Annotated in this window: 16 protein-coding genes; 11 read left to right on the top strand and 5 right to left on the bottom strand. The window is 64.9% G+C overall.

The window, feature by feature from the left end:
• Window positions 1–92: 92 nt before the first annotated feature.
• Window positions 93–911 (bottom strand): potassium channel family protein, encoded by an 819-nt coding sequence (locus VSX60_RS11700; RefSeq protein WP_327624363.1) that lies wholly within the window; start codon window positions 909–911, stop codon window positions 93–95.
• A 107-nt stretch (window positions 912–1,018) separates the two neighbouring features.
• Here VSX60_RS11700 and VSX60_RS11695 point away from each other — a divergent pair, with 107 nt between their 5' ends.
• Window positions 1,019–1,306 carry a SelT/SelW/SelH family protein gene (locus tag VSX60_RS11695; protein ID WP_327624362.1) on the top strand — a complete coding sequence of 96 codons (288 nt, stop codon included), beginning with the start codon at window positions 1,019–1,021 and terminating at the stop codon, window positions 1,304–1,306.
• Here the strand turns inward: VSX60_RS11695 and VSX60_RS11690 are convergent, their stop codons facing one another.
• From VSX60_RS11690 to VSX60_RS11680, 3 genes are read right to left on the bottom strand one after another with little or no spacing between them, the layout of a single operon-like run.
• The gene (locus VSX60_RS11690; RefSeq protein WP_327624361.1) at window positions 1,307–1,672 is read right to left on the bottom strand and encodes a DUF427 domain-containing protein; all 366 of its coding nucleotides are present in this window, start codon (window positions 1,670–1,672) and stop codon (window positions 1,307–1,309) included.
• A gap of 34 nt (window positions 1,673–1,706) precedes the next feature.
• Window positions 1,707–1,925: a hypothetical protein gene (locus VSX60_RS11685; RefSeq protein ID WP_327624360.1), complete on the bottom strand. Its 219-nt coding sequence runs from the start codon at window positions 1,923–1,925 to the stop codon at window positions 1,707–1,709.
• A complete protein-coding gene (locus tag VSX60_RS11680) occupies window positions 1,922–3,469 on the bottom strand; it encodes a PRC-barrel domain-containing protein (RefSeq protein ID WP_327624358.1) in 1,548 nt (515 codons plus the stop codon). The genes VSX60_RS11685 and VSX60_RS11680 overlap by 4 nt, the downstream gene beginning before the upstream one ends.
• 497 nt (window positions 3,470–3,966) lie before the next feature.
• On the opposite strand from VSX60_RS11680, the gene betB reads away from it, so the two are divergent.
• From betB to lpdA, 8 genes are all read left to right on the top strand, one after another.
• Window positions 3,967–5,430 (top strand): betaine-aldehyde dehydrogenase, encoded by a 1,464-nt coding sequence (gene betB / locus VSX60_RS11675; RefSeq protein WP_327624357.1) that lies wholly within the window; start codon window positions 3,967–3,969, stop codon window positions 5,428–5,430.
• 108 nt (window positions 5,431–5,538) lie between these two features.
• Complete coding sequence (locus VSX60_RS11670) at window positions 5,539–6,105, top strand: sigma-70 family RNA polymerase sigma factor (protein ID WP_327624356.1); 567 nt, start codon at window positions 5,539–5,541, stop codon at window positions 6,103–6,105.
• Window positions 6,102–6,827, top strand: a complete 726-nt coding sequence (locus VSX60_RS11665; RefSeq protein WP_327624355.1) for an anti-sigma factor — start codon at window positions 6,102–6,104, stop codon at window positions 6,825–6,827. The genes VSX60_RS11670 and VSX60_RS11665 overlap by 4 nt, the downstream gene beginning before the upstream one ends.
• Before the next feature lie 51 nt (window positions 6,828–6,878).
• Window positions 6,879–7,037 (top strand): hypothetical protein, encoded by a 159-nt coding sequence (locus VSX60_RS11660; RefSeq protein ID WP_327624354.1) that lies wholly within the window; start codon window positions 6,879–6,881, stop codon window positions 7,035–7,037.
• 99 nt (window positions 7,038–7,136) lie between these two features.
• Complete coding sequence (locus tag VSX60_RS11655; RefSeq protein WP_327624353.1) at window positions 7,137–8,369, top strand: 3-methyl-2-oxobutanoate dehydrogenase (2-methylpropanoyl-transferring) subunit alpha; 1,233 nt, start codon at window positions 7,137–7,139, stop codon at window positions 8,367–8,369.
• A gap of 229 nt (window positions 8,370–8,598) precedes the next feature.
• Window positions 8,599–9,612 (top strand): alpha-ketoacid dehydrogenase subunit beta, encoded by a 1,014-nt coding sequence (locus VSX60_RS11650; protein ID WP_327624352.1) that lies wholly within the window; start codon window positions 8,599–8,601, stop codon window positions 9,610–9,612.
• Window positions 9,613–9,614: 2 nt separating this feature from the next.
• Window positions 9,615–10,955 (top strand): dihydrolipoamide acetyltransferase family protein, encoded by a 1,341-nt coding sequence (locus VSX60_RS11645; protein ID WP_327624351.1) that lies wholly within the window; start codon window positions 9,615–9,617, stop codon window positions 10,953–10,955.
• Window positions 10,956–10,957: 2 nt separating this feature from the next.
• On the top strand, window positions 10,958–12,355 hold the full coding sequence (gene lpdA / locus VSX60_RS11640; protein WP_327624350.1) for a dihydrolipoyl dehydrogenase: 1,398 nt from the start codon (window positions 10,958–10,960) through the stop codon (window positions 12,353–12,355).
• Window positions 12,356–12,831: 476 nt separating this feature from the next.
• Here lpdA and VSX60_RS11635 read toward each other — a convergent pair whose 3' ends face one another.
• On the bottom strand, window positions 12,832–13,305 hold the full coding sequence (locus tag VSX60_RS11635; protein WP_327624349.1) for a hypothetical protein: 474 nt from the start codon (window positions 13,303–13,305) through the stop codon (window positions 12,832–12,834).
• Window positions 13,306–13,474: 169 nt separating this feature from the next.
• Between VSX60_RS11635 and murA the strand changes: the two genes are divergently transcribed.
• Complete coding sequence (gene murA / locus VSX60_RS11630) at window positions 13,475–14,764, top strand: UDP-N-acetylglucosamine 1-carboxyvinyltransferase (protein WP_327624348.1); 1,290 nt, start codon at window positions 13,475–13,477, stop codon at window positions 14,762–14,764.
• 249 nt (window positions 14,765–15,013) lie between these two features.
• Window positions 15,014–15,232: a translation initiation factor IF-1 gene (infA, locus tag VSX60_RS11625; RefSeq protein WP_024349579.1), complete on the top strand. Its 219-nt coding sequence runs from the start codon at window positions 15,014–15,016 to the stop codon at window positions 15,230–15,232.
• Window positions 15,233–15,239: the final 7 nt, after the last annotated feature.

Below are 15,239 nucleotides of genomic sequence, written 5' to 3'. Positions count from 1 at the left end.
GCAATAATACAACGATATTTGTAACATCACAATGACGGCGCAAACCCGCGACACAGTACCGAGAGGATCGGCGATGCGTTCGAAGCAGCCGCCTACCGCTCGTGGTCGGGGATTTTCAGGGCGTAACCGCAGGCCTTGCAGTGGACGGCGTCGGGTTCGTGGCGCTGCAAGCCGCATTGCGGACAGGGGAAATGCACCTTGTTCGGCCGGAACACCGCCTGGGCGAGCCGCACGAACAGCGAGATGCCGATGATCATGATGACGATCGACGTGAGCTTGCCCCACGATCCGGCAAGGGTAATGTCGCCATAGCCGGTGGTCGTCACCGACGCGACGGTGAAGTAGAGGGCGTCGAGATAACCTTCGATGCCCGAGCCCTTGCGGAAGAAGGTCGTGTAGACGAAGCCGGTCGCCAGAAACAGGAAGGTGATGAGATTGACGACGGCGCGGGCCGGGATCTCCCATTCTTGGTAGCCGTGCCGCCGCAGCGGCCGCCACAGAACGCCGCTCTGCGAGATCGACCACAGGCGGATGATGCGCAGGAAGCCGAAATTGATCAGCCAGAACGGCATCAGCAGCGTCGCCAGGATGACCAGGTCCAGCAGCACGAAGGGCTGGCGCAGCCACCGCAATGGCTCGCGCGCGGCAAAACCGCGGCCGGCGATATCGAGCGCCAGGATCGCGGCGACGGTAAAGTCGATCGTGAGAAACGCCGGCGTCTCGCGCAGCACCGGACTGGCGATGAACAGGGCGATGATGGCCAGATCGACGACCAGGACCGCCATCTGGAACCGCAGCGCCTTGCGCGTATGGCCGTGATAAAGCCGGCGTAGCCTCACCCGCGCCCGGGTGACACGGGTCCGGAGGCTTCGGCCATGCGTGTCGGTGGCTGGAAGGAGCGTTCGAAGCATCAGGGCCGTCGGTCTAGTCTCGGGGAGCGATAGTGTGGACCGGTCGGTACCAAAGGGGCGTTAACATGCGATGGTCCACTGCCGGGCGTGAGGGAAACCAGGAAGCGATGAGCGAGACGAACACCGCCCCGCGAATAACCATCATCTATTGCACGCAATGCCAATGGCTGCTCCGCGCCGCCTGGATGGCGCAGGAGCTTCTGTCGACCTTCGGGTCAGACCTTGGTGAGGTGGCCTTGGTTCCGGGCACGGGCGGCGTCTTCGAAATCCGCTACGACGGCGCGACGATCTGGGAGCGCAAGGCCGACGGCGGGTTTCCCGAGGCGAAAATCCTCAAGCAGCGCGTGCGCAACCGGCTCGACCCGGCGCGCGACCTCGGCCACAACGATCGCTGATCACGCCGCGTTGATGGTCACGAAGCGTTTGTCGAAGGCAACATGGCCGGCGATGTCTCTGACGCCGTCATGGGGATTATCGTATGACCAGACCGCATTTTCGGCGGCTGTGCCCTCGGCCGAGATCGACCAGTAGCGCGCCTCGCCCTTGAACGGGCAAGTCGTGCTGCGGTCGGTCGGATGCAGGAAGGCCATCTCCACCCGGTCCTTGGGAATGTAGTGGACGGGGTCGTAGCCCGTTTCCTTCAACACCAATGCGTTGTCGGCCGAGGCGATGACGGCGCCGTGGAAGGTGACGGTCACCGGCCCCGTGGCCGGCTCGATGCTGATGCGCTCTCTGGTGCGTTCGGCGAGGTCGGTGGTCATGATCATGTCCCTTCGCGAATATGCCGTTATTCCGTTAAGGCGCTGCCGTGTCTTGATCCGTCGGCTTCACCTCTTTTGGCGACGGCCGCCACCAGCGATACAGTTGGATAACGGCGTTGCAGGCGAGCACGACCGTTATGACGACGAAAGCCTTGCCTGCGGCAGTAGTAGGCGCCACCCACCACATCGCCGCCAGCCCAAGCAGCAGGGGGATAGGCTGTGTCTTGACGAGCCAGCTCGGAAGTTCGCTCATTTTGACCCACCCATCCAAAAGGTTATGAACGGGCCTCCCGTTTCATCGGAAAATTCGCTGAAACGGCGCCTTATCTCTTCAAGCCACCAGCCATCATTTTCGTCCCATAGCTCTGGACGAAGCTCAATCTGATTCTTCCATGTCGTAAAGTAGTCTAGGAACTGCGTCTCATTCGTTGCGCCCGACAGGTCTAACAACAGGATAGGTACGCCCGCATCCCCCTTCGCGGACGAGGGCGACCATGCGAGAAGGTAGGGACCGATTCCCCGCAATGCCGGCTGACGGCCCACGTTCGCATGCCGAATGGCCAACTGGCCTGTGCCAAGATCGTAGCGATCGACCGCGCTCTGACATCCCCCGAGCATATCGTTATCCGAGATAATCTCCTCGGCTATGCGCTCGGACTGGACAGGCCAAACCGTTACCATTTGCTCTCGTACCGGTGCCGTCGCGCCGGAGCTTTCCTGCATCGCTGCCCAATAGGCATGGCAAACCGCCAAATAACGGGCTCGCGTCGTCGGCATGGCAAGGTTGGGAAACGCTACGATGCCGTACGCGGCTGTTGCCGTGGGCGGCACGTCGTGGGGGCCGACAAAGGTTCGAGTGGCGAGTATGGAAATGGTGGCCTCCGCCGACTTCTCGGTGGAGGCCTCGACGTTTGCCGCCTGCTGGGTTTCCGCCGTCGCCTCAACCGCGCCGGTTTCCGTGGCGGCCATCTGCCCCGGACGCTCGGCGTCGAAGGACGTCGACTTCTCCAACTGTTCCTTCGACGCGGCGAGCGTTAGGCGGACGCCGTCCTTGTGGTCGGCTTCTCGGGTCAGCTGGAACTGATCGAAGGGAACGGCGACGTCTTTCTCACCGATTCCGAGGAACCCACCGACGCCGATCACGCCAGCGTCGATCTTACCCGACGACGCCAGAACTAGGTCGTAGATTTCGCCGATTTCCTCGGCGTCCTCGCCCGGACCCGAATAGACTTCGGCGCCGATGATGTCCTTCGAGAGATACTGATCCGGACCAACCCTGGTCGGGAATTCCACGCCTGCCGCAGATGCCGCGGCGGTCTCGGGCGTCGCCTCACCGGCTGGTGCCGCGACGTTGCCTTCGGCTGAAGCCTCCGTCTGCTGCTCCTCAGGCGTGGTGAAAGCTGGAGCCTTGGTCATCTGTTCGGCGCCCAGGCTCAACACCGCACGGGGCTCGTTGTCCTTGCCCATCGTCCAGGTGATCTGGTCGAACGGGATGGCGAGCGTCCTGGATTCGTCGCCGACATTCGCGTCGACGATGGCCGCGACGATGGTGCCATCATTGCTGAGCAGAAAATTCTGGATTTCGCCGACGGTCTCGGCGTCCTCGGCTTCGCTTGCATAGAGCGACGCGCCGTAGAGGTCGGACACCAGATACTGATCGGCCGAGAGATTCTGAAGATGGCTGCCTGCCTCGGCAGTCTGCTGCGTCTGCGCGCTGGCGTCAGGTCTGGAAGCCACCGGCATCGATGTCTCGGTCGTCGCGGAAGCTTCCGGCATCTTCGCCTGGTCGGATTTCAAGGCATCCCGCACATAGGCGCCAGTCGCGATAACGGTCGCGAGAGCGGTGGTAGCGAGAAGTTTGCAGATCATGGTAAGACCTCCTTGGTCTCGCGGGGTGCTTGGGAGACTGTGGCGAGATATTCTTGCTCGGCGTCGGCAGAAGGGGGTTTTGTCGATTTTCGCCCCTCGGTCGGTGCTTCCGAATTAAGAGAAGCGGGCGGTGGCTGACAAAGCAAGTTGTTTTCGCCACGGCAAAAGCAGGGGTAGAAATAAAAAGTATATAAGCGCTAGTCGGATTAGCATCGTCGCGCCTCCAAGCTTCGCTGACATTCTGTCATATTCCCTAAAGGAATTCTACCACTCAGTCAGAGTGGCATCCGCCTTTGCGAGTTTCGTCGCCGGCGACCGGCTGTGGTTCACGGTCAGTTGGCGTTTCGTCCCAGCGCCCCTTCCGCAGCGGCCGAACCGGGTCCGGCCCGCTAGAACCCGTTCAACCAACGAAGAGGACACAGCCCATGCGCGCCCAGCCAACCGCTTCCCACTATATCGACGGCGGCTATGCCGAGGACGAGGCCGGCGCGGTCTTCGACAGCACCTATTCCGCGACCGGCGAGACCATCGCCCGGCTGCATGCCGCAACGCCCGCGCTGATCGAGCGGGCGGTTGAGGCGGCCGAGCGGGGGCAGGCGGTCTGGGCGGCGATGACCGGCGCCGAGCGCGGCCGCATCCTGCGCCGGGCGGCCGGCATCATGCGCGATCGCAACCGCGAGCTTTCCGAACTGGAGACCCTCGACACCGGCAAGGCGCTCTCCGAGACGCTGGTGGCGGACGCCGCCTCCGGTGCCGACTGCCTCGAATATTTCGGCGCGCTCGCCGCCGACATCAACGGCGAATACATCGATCTCGGTGGCTCCTTCGCCTATACCCGGCGCGAACCGCTGGGCATCTGCGCCGGCATCGGCGCCTGGAACTACCCGATCCAGATCGCCTCTTGGAAGGCCGCCCCGGCGCTCGCCTGCGGCAACGCGATGATCTTCAAGCCGTCTGAGGTAACGCCGCTCTCCGCCCTGAAACTCGCCGAGATCCTGACCGAGGCGGGCGTGCCGGCCGGCGTCTTCAACGTCGTGCAAGGGTTGGGCGCCGTCGGGGCCGCGCTCGCAAGCCACAAGAAGATCGCCAAGGTCTCGGTCACCGGCTCGGTGCCGACCGGCGCGCGGGTGATGGAAGCCGCCTCAGCGACGACCAAGCACGTGACGCTCGAACTCGGCGGCAAATCGCCGATCCTGGTCTTCGCCGACGCCGATCTCGACGCCGCGGTCTCCGGCGCGATCCTCGGCAATTTCTATTCCACCGGCCAGATCTGCTCCAACGGTACCCGGGTCTTCGTCCAGGGCTCCGTGCGGCCGGCCTTTGTCGAAAAGCTGGTCGAGCGCGTGAAGGCGATCAAGCTCGGCGATCCGATGAAGGAGGATACCGATCTCGGGCCGCTGGTCTCCAGGGCCCAGTTCGACAAGGTGCTGTCCTATCTGGAGATCGGCCGGCAAGAGGGCGCGACGCTTGCCTGCGGCGGCCACGCGGCACAGGTCGAGGGCTTTGCCGACGGCAGCTTCGTCGAGCCGACGGTCTTCACCGATGTTGCCGACGCCATGCGCATCGCCGGCGAGGAGATCTTCGGGCCGGTGATGTGCGTTCTCGACTTCGACGACGAGGCCGAGGCGATCCGGCGCGCCAACGCCACGGAATTTGGCCTGGCTGCCGGCGTCTACACCAAGGACATCCAGCGCGGACATCGGGTGGTGGCGAAGCTCCAGGCCGGCACCTGCTGGATCAACGCCTACAATCTGACGCCGGTGGAAATGCCCTTCGGCGGCGTCAAGCGCTCCGGCCTTGGCCGCGAGAATGGGCGGGCGGCACTGGAGCATTACAGCCAGGTGAAGTCGGTATATGTCGAAATGGGCGTCACCGAGTCGCCGTACTGACGGGCGACCCGTCTGCCGGAATGTCGCACCCGCGGCGCGTTGACAATGCGGCGGCGACGTTGTTCCGCTGTGTCGCATGATCGGCGAGCGAACGGATAGTCGGGCGAGATGACCACGGTGAGCGCGGACGAGGGCCGGGCCTTTCTCGTGGACAGGCTGCGCGCCGTCGCCGATGGCGACAAGGCGGCCTTGCGCGAGGTCTACGATCGCACCTCGGCGAAGCTTTTCGGTATATGCTTGCGTATCTTGGGCAATCGCGAAGAGGCCGAGGATGTGTTGCAGGACGTTTATCTGACCGTATGGAATCGGGCGGACAGCTTCGACCCCGGTCGGGCGAGCCCGATCACCTGGATGGCGACGATTGCCCGCAACCGGTCCATCGACCGGCTGCGTCAGATCGGGCCGCGCGCCCATGACAGATCGGTCGACGAGGCGGTGGACGTCGCGGACAAAAATCCGGATGCGCTGGAATTGCTGCATCGCGCCGACGAAGGCCGCCAACTCGCCGCCTGTCTCGGCGAACTCGACGAGCGGACGCGGGACGCGGTCGCCGCGGCGTTTTTCGGTGGCTTGACCTATGACGAACTCGCCCGGCGGGCCGAGGTGCCGCTCGGAACGATGAAAAGCGTGATCCGGCGCGGCCTGATGAAGTTGAAGGGATGCCTGTCGCAATGAGTTCGTCGCTCGATCAGGAACGGCACGACGCGGATCTGGCCGCCGAGTATGTGCTCGGCGTGCTGGACGGTTCGACGCGCCGGTCGGTCGAGCGCCGCGCCGCGAAAGATCCGGCCTTCGCCGCCGAGATCGACGCCTGGGCCGAGCGCCTCGGGCCATTGGCAGCTGCCGTTCCGCCCGTGGAGCCGCCGGTTGGAATTTGGCCGCGAATCGCCGCCGATCTCGACCGCATCACCCGCCGGTCGACCGAGCGTTCCGGGCCAAAGGGGCGCCGGGTGTCAGCGATCTGGCAGTGGCTCGGCATCGGCGCGATGGGGCTCGCGGCGGCGAGCCTCGCCGCTTTGATTTTTGTCGCGGGGCAAGACCTCGGCGCGCCCGTCGCCACGGACGGAACCCTGACGGCGACGCTCGCCTCCGATACCGGCACGCCGCTGGTCACGGTGGTGATCGACATGAACACCGCGACGGCGACGTTGATTCCGGTCGCCGGTGCCACCGAACCCGGCCGCGTGCCGGAATTGTGGCTGCTGCCGGCCGGCGGTGGGGCACCACAATCGCTCGGGCTGATCACCATGGAACGTCCGCTACGGGTGGTGCTCAGGGGCGGCGAACTCGACGCTCCGGAGACCGCGCTGGCGGTCTCGATGGAGCCCGAGGGCGGTTCGCCCACCGGCCTTCCGACCGGGCCGGTCGTCGCCTCGGGCGCGTTGCATTCGATCTGACCATCCGCGTCCGGTAGCGCCAGCGTGCCGGATGCACTACTGGCTCTGGCGATGACCAAGCTGTTTTCTCTGCTGTTCGTGATTCTGATGGGGGCCCACCTGATCAAGCCCTTCGGCCTGCCGGGGCTGAAAAAGCGTGGCGACTTCTGGAAAATCGCCGCCGTCGCGCTGGTGCTGTTTAGCCTCGCGGTGCTGATCCGGCCTGAATAACCGCCACGGCGGTCCGCATGGCTTTCCTCCCGATCCAATCCCGTTAGATTGTATCGTGGGCGCGGCCTTTGATTCTTCGGCCGCGAGGGAGATGCGCTTATGGCCGACGACCGACCGCTCAGCCTGCATGTGCCGGAACCGGAGGTTCGGCCGGGTGGAACGCCGGACTTTTCCGGCGTCAAGATCGCCAAGGCCGGCGCGGTCCGGCGACCGCCGGTCGATGTCGACCCGGCCGAAATCCGCGACCTCGCCTATTCTATCATCCGTGTGCTCAACCGCGACGGCGAAGCCATCGGCGAATGGGCCGGCACCCTCGATGACGAAGCGGTTCTCTCCGGCCTCAAGACGATGATGCGGGTGCGCGCCTTCGACCGCCGCATGCTGATGGCACAGCGCCAGGGCAAGACCTCGTTCTACATGCAGTGCCTCGGCGAGGAGGCGATCGCCTGCGCTTTCCGCAAGGCGCTCGGCCCCGGTGACATGAACTTCCCCACCTACCGACAGCAGGGGCTGTTGATCGCCGACGATTATCCGCTCGTCGACATGATGTGCCAGATCTATTCCAACCGCCGCGATCCGCTGAAGGGTCGGCAATTGCCGATCATGTATTCGTCGAAGCAGCACGGCTTCTTCTCGATCTCCGGCAATCTGGCGACGCAGTTCGTGCAGGCCGTCGGCTGGGCGATGGCCTCGGCGATCAAGGGCGACACCAAGATCGCCGCCGCCTGGATCGGCGACGGCTCGACCGCCGAGAGCGACTTTCACTCGGCGCTGGTCTTCGCCTCGACCTACAAGGCGCCGGTCGTTCTCAACATCGTCAACAACCAATGGGCGATCTCGACCTATCAGGGTATCGCGCGGGGCGGCTCCGGCACCTTCGCGGCCCGTGGGCTCGGCTTCGGGATTCCCTCGCTCCGGGTCGACGGCAACGACTATCTCGCCGTCCACGCGGCCTCGAAATGGGCGGTGGAGCGCGCGCGAAGAAATCTCGGGCCGACGCTGATCGAATGGGTGACCTATCGCGCCGCCGCCCACTCGACCTCAGACGATCCCTCCGCCTATCGACCGAAGGAGGAAACCGACGCCTGGCCGCTCGGCGACCCGGTCAAGCGGCTGAAGAACCATCTGATTGCCCGCGAGGCCTGGAGCGAAGAGCGGCACGTCCAGGCCGAGGCCGAGATCGACGCGGAAATCCTCGCCGCCCAGAAGGAAGCCGAGACCCACGGCACGCTGCATACCGGCCCGAAGCCGTCGGTTCGCGACATGTTCGAGGACGTCTACGAGACGATGCCGCCACATCTTCGGCGCCAGCGCCAGCAGGCGGGGTATTGAAGATGGAAACCTTGCAGAATTGGACGCCGCACTTCCAACCTCGTCATCCCGGCCTTGAGCCGGGATCCACTCCAAGTCGTCCAACGCGGCAAAATCGTTGGATCGGAGATTGCTTTTCCTCCACCGCCCCGGCGGCTGCCGTGGCTTGGCATGGATCCCGGCTCGGGGGCCGGGATGACGAAGCCGATATGGATGGCGCCTCGCATCGCACAACGCGGAGTCTCGCCTGATGCCGCGCATGACCATGATCGAGGCGATCCGCGACGCTCACGCGGTGAAGATGGAAGAAGACCCCAGCGTTGTCGTCTATGGCGAGGATGTCGGCTATTTCGGCGGCGTGTTTCGCTGTACGGCGGGGTTGCAGGAGCGCTTCGGCAAGAACCGCTGCTTCGACGCGCCGATCAACGAAAGCGGCATCGTCGGCACCGCCATCGGCATGGCCGCCTATGGGCTTCGTCCGGTCGTCGAGATGCAGTTCGCCGATTACGTCTATCCCGCCTACGACCAGATCGTTTCGGAGGCGGCGCGGCTTCGCTATCGCTCGGCCAACGACTTCACCGCCCCGCTCGTCGTCAGAATGCCGACCGGCGGCGGCATTTTCGGCGGCCAGACCCATTCGCAGTCGCCGGAGGCCTTGTTCACCCACGTCTCCGGCCTGAAGACCGTCGTTCCCTCGAACCCATACGATGCCAAGGGGCTGTTGATCGCGGCGATCGAGGACAACGACCCGGTGATCTTCCTGGAGCCGAAGCGGCTCTACAACGGTCCCTTCGACGGCCATCACGACAGGCCGATCACGCCCTGGTCGAAGCACCCGCTGGGCGAGGTTCCGGAGGGCCGCTACATCGTGCCGCTCGGCAAGGGCGTCGTCCGTCGTGAAGGCGCCGCCGTCACGGTTCTGGCCTACGGCACCATGGTGCATGTCGCGGAAGAAGCGGCGCGGATGACGGAGGTGGACGCCGAGATCATCGATCTGAGGACTCTCGTGCCGCTCGATCTGGAACTGATCGAGACGTCGGTGAAGAAGACCGGCCGTTGCGTCGTCGTCCACGAGGCGACCATGACCTCGGGCTTCGGCGCCGAACTCTGCGCGCTGGTCGAGGAGGCGTGCTTCTATCACCTCGAAGCCCCGATCCTGCGCGTCGCCGGTTGGGATACGCCCTATCCGCACGCGCAGGAGTGGGACTATTTCCCCGGTCCGGCGCGGGTCGGCGGCGCCCTCAAGCAGGTGATGGAGGGCTGACGGTGGGCACCTACACGATCAAGCTGCCGGATGTCGGCGAGGGCGTCGCCGAGGCCGAACTCGTCGAATGGCATGTCAAAATCGGCGATCCGGTCCAGGAGGACATGATCCTCGCTGCGGTGATGACCGACAAGGCGACGGTCGACGTCCCCTCGCCGGTGGAAGGCACAGTCAAGTGGCTCGGCGGCGAGGTCGGCGATACGCTCGCCGTCGGCTCGGCGCTGGTCAAGCTGGACGTTACCGGGGAGGGCGGGACCAACGAACCCGACAAAGACCCGTCGGAGGGGACGGAAAAAACCGGCGACGAGTCGCCAGCGACGCCAAAGACCGGTGCATCTGATGTTGACGACGGCAAGGCGGCAAGCCGGAGCCCCGGCCGACCCGCTGAAAAGGCGGCTGCGCGCCCGACGACAAGTCCTGGGGCGGCAGGCGGCGGTCTCCCGAGGAAACCCGGCGAGAAACCGCTGGCCTCGCCCGCCGTGCGGCGCCGCGCCATGGAGGCGGGCGTCGATCTGCGCCGCGTCGCCGGTTCGGGCCCCGCCGGGCGCATCTCGCAGACCGATCTCGACGGCTATCTCGACGGCGGTGCTGCGCCATCGGCGGGGCGCGGGCTGGTCGCCGATACGGCGGTCACCGACGTCAGGATCGTCGGGCTGCGGCGCAAGATCGCCGAGAAGATGGCGCTGGCGAAAAGCCGCATCGCCCATATCACCTATGTCGAGGAGATCGACGTCGAGGCGCTGGAGGAGCTGCGCGCCGCCCTCAACCGCGACCGTCACGAGGGCCAGGGAGAGGGGCGCCCAAAACTGACACTGTTGCCGTTCCTGATGCGGGCCATGGTGACCGCCATCCGCGACCAGCCGGCGCTGAACGCGCTCTATGACGACGAGGCGGGCATCCTCCACCAGCATGGCGGCGTGCATATCGGCATCGCCGCGCAGACCGATGCCGGCCTCGTCGTGCCGGTCGTGCGCCACGCCGAGGCCCGCGACATCTGGGACTGCGCCGCGGAAGTGGCGCGGCTTGGCGAGGCGGCGAAGGCCGGCTCCGCCAAGCGCGAGGAACTGTCCGGCTCGACCATCACCATCACTTCGCTCGGCGCGCTCGGCGGCATCGCGACGACGCCGGTGATCAATCATCCGGAGGTCGCCATCGTCGGCGTCAACAAGATGGAGGTCCGGCCGGTCTGGGACGGCAACCGGTTTATTCCCCGCAAACGGATGAACCTGTCGTCGAGCTTCGACCATCGGGTGATCGATGGCTGGGACGCCGCCCGCTTTGTCCAGCGGATCAAGGCGCTGTTGGAGAACCCGGCGATGATCTTCGTCGAGGAGGGGCGCTGACCATGGCCGACATTTCCTGCCAGCTTCTTGTCATCGGCGCCGGTCCGGGCGGCTATGTCGCCGCGATCCGCGCCGGACAGCTCGGCCTCGACACCGTCATCGTCGATGACCGCAAGCCGGGCGGCACCTGCCTCAACATCGGCTGCATCCCGTCGAAGGCGCTGATCCACGCGGCGGACGAATTTTTCGCGATGCGCGAGGCCGCCGCGAAGCGCGGCATTCCCGGCATTTCGGCGTCCGAGCCGGACCTCGACTGGGCGGAGGTGGTCGGCTGGAAGGACGGCATCGTCAACCGATTGACCAATGGCGTCACCGGCCTCCTCAAGAAGGCGCGGGTCAAGCTCGTTCCAGGCCGCGCCCGCTTTCTCGACGGCAAGACGGTCGAGGTGACCAGCGAGACCAGTGTTCAGCGCATCGCCGCCGACAACATCATCATCGCCACCGGATCGGTTCCCGTCGAACTGCCGATGCTGCCCTTCGGCGGCAAGGTGATGTCCTCGGAAGAAGCGCTGAGTCTTGCCGCGCCACCCAAACGACTCGCCGTCGTCGGCGGCGGTTATATCGGCCTCGAACTCGGCACCGCCTTCGCCAAGGCCGGATCGACGGTGACGATCGTCGAGGCGACGGACCGCATCCTGCCGACCTACGACGCCGATCTGGTGCGGCCGGTGCGGGCGCGGCTCGACGCTCTCGGCGTCGACATCCTGACCGGCGCCAAGGCGAAGGGGCTTGCCGGCGAGGATGGCGACCTTCTGGTCGAACTGGCCGACGGCTCGGAGCGCCGGATCGGCGCCGACAGCGTCCTCGTCACCGTCGGCCGCAAGCCGCTGACCGAGGGCTGGGGCCGCGAGGAACTGGTTCTGGAAATGGAGGGGCCATTCCTCAAGATTGATGAGACCTGCCGCACGGCGATGCGCGGCGTCTACGCGATCGGCGACGTCGCCGGCGAGCCGATGCTCGCTCACAAGGCGATGGCCGAGGGCGAGATGGTGGCCGAGATCGTCGCCGGTTTGCGCCGGAGCTGGGACAAACGCGCCATTCCCGCGATCTGCTTCACCGACCCTGAAATCGTCACCGTCGGCCTGTCGCCCGAACAGGCGAAGGCGTTGGGCACTGAGATCAAGATCGGCAGCTTCCCCTTCCAGGCGAACGGCCGGGCAATGACGCTCGACCGTGACGACGGCTTCATCCGGATCGTCGCGCGCGCCGACAATCACCTCGTGCTTGGTATCCAGGCGGTCGGTGCTGGCATTTCCGAACTGTCGGCGGCGTTCTCGCTGGCGCTGGAAATGGGTGCCTGCCTGGAGGATGTCGCCGGTACGATCCACGCCCATCCGACGCAAGGGGAAGGCTTCCAGGAAGCCGCCTTCAAGGCGCTCGGTCACGCGATTCACGTGTGACAACGGCTGCAGGTCTGTGAGGGCGCCATGGATAGCCACGCGCCCGGGGAGTTTATGAAGTTTAAGGCACGAAAGGAGGGGTGAGGTGCGAGACTGGCGCCCCTTGCAATCAGGCGGTCACCCCTGTGTTGCTAAGGGGATCCACACACCGGAGGAATTGCGGCAAAGGATCGCTGACAAGTCATCCTTCCGGTTGCCGCGAGCAACGGTTTCCCGAGTTTTGCGACACCACCGGCGGTCCTGCGCGCGGTAGGTCCGCACGACCGTAATCGTTCCTTGGGCCCCGCTACGCGATTTCCAGCTTCGGCTTGTACCGGAGGGTTGCCGTTCTAAAAGTTGCTGCCGCGCTTGCCCGGCGATGGATTGGTCCGCCGCTGTCAGCGCCATGACGGCTGAGCGATTTGCGCCTGCCGTCGTGCAGCCGGCAATCAACAGCGCTGTCGCCAGGCTGATTGCTGCCTTTGACGCGCGAATTGTCACTGCCATCCAGACTTCAGCCCCTGCCGTTCTTCCGAGGCCGAGACGCTCGTCATCCCTTCGGATTTTACTGCCGTCTCCAAGGACCGCAACGCTGACCGCGCGGCGGCGATTCGGGAGGCCTGGGTCTGACCGGGACTTGCACTCAGAAAGGCCGCTCGTTCGGTCGCGACCTTCCCCGCGTGATCATCGTCATCGTCATCGTCGCTGGCATCTGAGTGGGAGGCGGAATTATCGTCCGAGTCGTCATTGGAGTCGCTGTCGGAATCATTGCCAGAGTCGCTATCGGAATCGCCCGAATCGCTGTCGCTTCCCGAATCGCCGGAGTCGCTATCGGAGCCGCCAGAGTCGCCGCCGTCGCCTCCCTCTTCGCTCCATGCGGGTTGCGGTGTGAGCGCCGGGAGAATGAATGCGCTTCCGGCCAGCAGGCATGAAAGCATGAAAAGCATCGGATTGACGCGTTTGGCGCTCACGAAAAACTCCTCCCCGATGAGATTATCGAAAAACTACTGTTGGACCTGAAAGTGCCGCCACAAATCTTAACAATGTCCTAACAGGCCCGGCAGGGTCATTTGAATCGGCGGTCCCTCTCGTGTACAGACGCGCCCTGCGGGGGACGCACACAGGCTGGACAAAGACTTTATGGATCGCATTCGCATTCGCGGCGGCAACGAGCTCAGCGGCACAATACCGATTTCCGGCGCGAAAAACGCCGCGCTGCCGCTGATGATCGCCTCGCTTCTGACCGACGACACGCTGACGCTCGAAAACGTCCCGCATCTGGCCGATGTCGAGCAGCTGATCCGCATTCTCGGCAATCACGGTGTCGATTATTCGGTGACCGGCAAGCGCCTGCGGCAGGACGCCAGCCTTGGTCGTACGATCCACTTCACCGCCCGCAACATCGTCGATACCACGGCGCCCTACGAGCTGGTGTCGAAGATGCGCGCCAGCTTCTGGGTGATCGGGCCGCTGCTCGCCCGCATGCACAAAGCCAAGGTGTCGCTGCCGGGCGGCTGCGCCATCGGCACGCGGCCGGTCGATTTGTTCATCGACGGCTTGCGCGCGCTCGGCGCGACGATCGACATCGAGGCCGGCTACGCCATCGCCGAGGCCAAGGGCGGCCTTGTCGGCAATCGCTTCGTGTTTCCGAAGGTCTCGGTCGGCGCCACTCATGTCATGCTGATGGCGGCCAGTCTCGCCAAGGGCGAGACGGTTTTGGAAAACGCCGCGCGTGAGCCCGAAATCGCCGATCTCGCCCGTTGTCTCAACGCCATGGGCGCCAAGATCGAAGGCGCCGGAACGTCGACGATCACCATCCAGGGCGTGCCGATCCTGTCCGGCGCCCGCCACCGGGTGCTGCCCGACCGCATCGAGACCGGCACCTTCGCCATGGCCGTGGCGATGACCGGCGGCGACGTGACCTTGACCGGGACCAATGTGGAATTGCTGCAGACGGCGCTGGGGACCCTGCGTGGCGCCGGCGTCACGATCGATGCGGTCGAGGACGGCATCCGTGTTTATCGCAATGGCGGCGGGATCGCGCCCGTCGATGTCGTGACCGACCCCTATCCGGGCTTTCCGACCGATCTGCAGGCGCAACTGATGGCGTTGATGACACGCGCCGAGGGAACGTCCCATATCACCGAGACGATCTTCGAGAACCGCTTCATGCATGTTCAGGAGCTGGCGCGGCTTGGCGCCAAGATTTCCCTGTCCGGTCAGGTCGCGACGATTGAGGGTGTGCCGCGTCTGGCGGGGGCCCCGGTGATGGCGACGGATCTCCGGGCATCGGTCTCGTTGGTCATCGCCGGCCTTGTCGCCGAGGGCGAGACGACGGTCAGTCGGGTCTACCATCTCGACCGCGGTTTCGAGCGGCTTGAGGAAAAGCTCGGCGCTTGCGGTGCCGACATCGAGCGCATTTCCGGCTGACGCTGCGGCGGGGACTCGATCCGGCCGCCAAAACGGCGTAGGAGAAGAGCCGCGCGACCGTCATCCGGATCGCCGCCCACCGACGGAACGGTACCGGCGCCGCCAAATCGTGGCGGCATATTGCTTTTTCGGCGGTTTGCCCCGATTTATGGCGCGAATTTCCAATTCGTCGCCGCCCGATCGGGGCGGCTTTCCTTCGCCGCGAAGCTTCCGCTTCCCGCTCCGACATCGCTCAAGGCTCTACACCATATGGCAAAAGAAGAAGTTCTCGAATTTCCCGGTACGGTCACCGAGTTGCTGCCCAACGCCACCTTCCGTATCAAGCTGGAAAACGAGCATGAGATCATCGCCCACACGGCGGGTCGGATGCGCAAGAACCGCATTCGCGTCCTGACCGGCGATAAGGTGCTCGTCGAGATGACGCCTTACGACCTGACCAAGGGTCGCATCACCTATCGTTTCAAATAGCCTGACG

Source organism: Aurantimonas sp. A3-2-R12 (assembly GCF_036016755.1).
Taxonomy (GTDB): Bacteria; Pseudomonadota; Alphaproteobacteria; order Rhizobiales; family Rhizobiaceae; genus Aurantimonas; species Aurantimonas coralicida_A.
Note: the sequence above shows the minus strand (reverse complement) of the source record. Positions and strands in the feature narration are given on the sequence as shown.

What these genes read in the sequence shown, in the direction of transcription:
- VSX60_RS11700 (WP_327624363.1), bottom strand. Translation starts at nt 911, where the DNA reads ATGCTTCGAACGCTCCTTCCAGCCACCGACACGCATGGCCGAAGCCTC.
- VSX60_RS11695 (WP_327624362.1), top strand. Translation starts at nt 1,019, where the DNA reads ATGAGCGAGACGAACACCGCCCCGCGAATAACCATCATCTATTGCACG.
- VSX60_RS11690 (WP_327624361.1), bottom strand. Translation starts at nt 1,672, where the DNA reads ATGACCACCGACCTCGCCGAACGCACCAGAGAGCGCATCAGCATCGAG.
- VSX60_RS11685 (WP_327624360.1), bottom strand. Translation starts at nt 1,925, where the DNA reads ATGAGCGAACTTCCGAGCTGGCTCGTCAAGACACAGCCTATCCCCCTG.
- betB (WP_327624357.1), top strand. Translation starts at nt 3,967, where the DNA reads ATGCGCGCCCAGCCAACCGCTTCCCACTATATCGACGGCGGCTATGCC.
- VSX60_RS11670 (WP_327624356.1), top strand. Translation starts at nt 5,539, where the DNA reads ATGACCACGGTGAGCGCGGACGAGGGCCGGGCCTTTCTCGTGGACAGG.
- VSX60_RS11665 (WP_327624355.1), top strand. Translation starts at nt 6,102, where the DNA reads ATGAGTTCGTCGCTCGATCAGGAACGGCACGACGCGGATCTGGCCGCC.
- VSX60_RS11660 (WP_327624354.1), top strand. Translation starts at nt 6,879, where the DNA reads ATGACCAAGCTGTTTTCTCTGCTGTTCGTGATTCTGATGGGGGCCCAC.
- VSX60_RS11655 (WP_327624353.1), top strand. Translation starts at nt 7,137, where the DNA reads ATGGCCGACGACCGACCGCTCAGCCTGCATGTGCCGGAACCGGAGGTT.
- VSX60_RS11650 (WP_327624352.1), top strand. Translation starts at nt 8,599, where the DNA reads ATGCCGCGCATGACCATGATCGAGGCGATCCGCGACGCTCACGCGGTG.
- lpdA (WP_327624350.1), top strand. Translation starts at nt 10,958, where the DNA reads ATGGCCGACATTTCCTGCCAGCTTCTTGTCATCGGCGCCGGTCCGGGC.
- murA (WP_327624348.1), top strand. Translation starts at nt 13,475, where the DNA reads ATGGATCGCATTCGCATTCGCGGCGGCAACGAGCTCAGCGGCACAATA.
- infA (WP_024349579.1), top strand. Translation starts at nt 15,014, where the DNA reads ATGGCAAAAGAAGAAGTTCTCGAATTTCCCGGTACGGTCACCGAGTTG.